This is a genomic window from Haloarchaeobius iranensis, from assembly GCF_900103505.1.
GTDB classification, from domain to species: domain Archaea; phylum Halobacteriota; class Halobacteria; order Halobacteriales; family Natrialbaceae; genus Haloarchaeobius; species Haloarchaeobius iranensis.
This window is the reverse complement of the sequence record NZ_FNIA01000062.1, coordinates 1-2,537: the sequence shown is the minus strand read 5'-3', so window position 1 is coordinate 2,537 and position 2,537 is coordinate 1. Positions and strand designations below refer to the sequence as shown.

The window sequence follows — 2,537 nt, the reverse complement described above, 5'->3', positions numbered from 1 at the left end:
CCTTCGCCTCGTCGTCGCTATCACCAACTACGAACGCGGAGACAATCCGGGAAGTACGATCATCACGGTGTGAGAAGAGTTCTATGACACCCTCTAATCACCCTATGCCACCACCCGCCAACCACCTCCCCGCCCTCCGCTCCGTGCTCGCTTTGCTGCGCGCGCAGCCACGACCATTATTCGCTGAAGGGTATCCTGTGCGAGAGCGTGATGAGGTGTTCGATATCGCCCAAGATGTAGTCCGAGAGCATCCGCTCCGTATGCTCAAGATTACACGGGCCAATATCGTCGTGACTGTCCGAACGAGCGTGGAGCCACGTTTCCATAATTCCAGGGATGTCGCCGCTATCGACGTAGTCGGTGTCTGCATCAGTCGGGCGAATCCTCTGGAGATCTAATTCATGAGCGTAGTCGTCGAAGAACGTCCGCCGGAGCCCGACCTCCTGATGCTGGATGAGATCGTCGAGTCCAGTCCCATACCCGTAGGCCTCAGCTGCGAAGTCGCCCAAATCCACAGATTCGGCGCTCTCGATGATAGTCTTCAAATCGCCAGCGAGCCCATCACCGGCAGGGCCGTCAGCAGCATAGACGGGTCGTTTTTTCAGGATCGGCAGGTCGAAGAAATCGCCCGCATACGTTACGATCTCGTCCGGTTGGTAGGCCCACAGCTCAGCATTGGTCCGTCGTAGTAGATCCAGTTCGGACGCAAGCCCTGGAGCGCGCCGAGTGAGGATCTGCGTTCGGGGTAAGCGACCGCCTGCTTCGGGACCGTCATACGCGAGTCCGATTGCCGCGAGTTGGAAATCCTCCGGATCCTCCCAGTCAGGATCGTCATCAGGCGTGAGATGCGGGCTGATCGTCTCGATATCGAGGGCAAGTCGCCTGGTACCACTAGATGACATAGCGGATTGTCCAAGTCTGAGTATTTAAATCGAAGTGAAGCGTCTGGGGTTAGCTGTCAGTGTTCCCGGTCGTGAATACTTTTGCCGGGACAGACTTGATTAGAGAAGTATGAATCAGGCAGAGGTCTCCTGGCCAACAGCCCCTACCGGAATAGCCCCTGGAGGTCGGATCTCCAATCCGGAACTACGAGAGCTCGCCAGGTTGCTCCGGGAAGACAGTACATCGCAGTGGTTCGAACGGGTGAAGCCGCCGAAGAACCCGGATCCGACAGCCACCAAGTTGCCGGACTACGACCACGAAGAAGAGCTAGCCGCGGTTCCGGAAGAACCAACGGAGAGCTACCGACAGCAGGCTCTTGAGTACGTCGAGGGCGTCATCGAAGCCAGGGACTCGGTGCGGCCGGATTCACTCCAGCCAGCATCTGAACTTCCAGATGGAATCAGTCGTTCCACCTCCCGTCAGTGGGTATGGTACCATACGACCGACAACATCCAAGAGCGGACAGATGACCGGCCACGATCGTTGGCTGAAACGACTGACCATGGAAAATATCTGTTCTTCACACCAGATGAAACGGGCGTCCTCGAGGACATCATCGTCGAGCAATTTCAGTCTCGACCGTTTGACTCTGCGAAGGTCCCAACAATTCCGAACAGAAAGCCAGATGCAGTTCTCTGCCTCTATTATTCGGACGACCGGTATCGAGCCGATCTCCGAGAGACGTACCAGAACGAGCCGGAAGACGACACCTACGGGGTTGCATCCCCCTACGATCCAGAGCAGCCCACCATCAAACCCCGAGGGTTCAAGACCGACTCTGCAACGCGGCGAAATGAGTACTCTGACGAATTCAGGCAAGAATCAGAGTAAGCGTTTTTCGATGAATTTCTCCCTAGCCTGTCGGACATTCTTTCGGGGCGTTCCCCAGCTCTTCCGTCATCCAATAGTCGAGGATTTCAGATGGGTGAGGCCATAATCTGCCAGCTCTTGCAACCACCAGGACAAGACGAGTCTCGATCGCCGCCAGACCTCGTCGAACACTTGATTGTCGCCGCTGACGACCTCGGTGTGACGGTGCGAATCGTTCCCGACGAGACTGGACCCACAGCGAGGCGAAGGGCATCTGCGAGCAGCTGAGTCTCTTCGACATGCAACCGCGTGTCGAGGTGCGTAATCGGGAGAACGAGGCCTACCTCGCGCGGACGCTGATTCACGAGTATGCACACGCCCTGCTCCCCTTCGACGTCGGCGACGACACCGAGCGGGCGAAACGCGAAGTCGAGGCCGAAGCCGTCGCGTAAGTCGTCGGGCGCTACTGCTGGCTCGACACCAGTAGGTCAGCGTTCTACCTCGCTGCGTGGGAGTCGGAAGATTCCGAGGTCGTTCGCGAGCGACTCTGACGGGTCAATCGGACGGCAAAAGAACTCAACGTTCTCGAGAGCGAATCCTCGTCCCAACTCAGTTAACCAACAGAGTGATGGATCTCTTCCGCTCTGTTGGTTAAGAACATCCGCTCTTGTGTAGAGCTACGGAAAGACTCTGTAGTTACACTGAACCAGCCATAATCTGGGAGTATGTCTTCTGCTCAGCCGGCGTTCGGAGCGATGTTTCGAGAGCTGATCGAGCTGGGCGTC

The 2,537-nt window shown here is 57.0% G+C and carries 2 protein-coding genes and 1 pseudogene; 2 read left to right on the top strand and 1 reads right to left on the bottom strand.

What is annotated here, in order from left to right:
* Positions 1-176: 176 nt before the first annotated feature.
* Positions 177-902, bottom strand: coding sequence for a 3'-5' exonuclease (locus tag BLT27_RS18890; protein ID WP_089736683.1), 726 nt, complete (start codon positions 900-902; stop codon positions 177-179).
* A gap of 109 nt (positions 903-1,011) precedes the next feature.
* Here BLT27_RS18890 and BLT27_RS19475 point away from each other — a divergent pair, with 109 nt between their 5' ends.
* Both BLT27_RS19475 and BLT27_RS20565 read left to right on the top strand, forming a co-directional pair.
* Positions 1,012-1,773 (top strand): hypothetical protein, encoded by a 762-nt coding sequence (locus BLT27_RS19475; protein ID WP_139172446.1) that lies wholly within the window; start codon positions 1,012-1,014, stop codon positions 1,771-1,773.
* Between the two features lie 156 nt (positions 1,774-1,929).
* A pseudogene (locus BLT27_RS20565) lies at positions 1,930-2,303 on the top strand (DUF955 domain-containing protein); the annotation flags it as partial.
* Positions 2,304-2,537 lie beyond the last annotated feature (234 nt).

Coding starts and splice junctions, on each gene's coding strand:
- BLT27_RS18890 (WP_089736683.1), bottom strand. CDS start 902: ATGTCATCTAGTGGTACCAGGCGACTTGCCCTCGATATCGAGACGATC.
- BLT27_RS19475 (WP_139172446.1), top strand. CDS start 1,012: ATGAATCAGGCAGAGGTCTCCTGGCCAACAGCCCCTACCGGAATAGCC.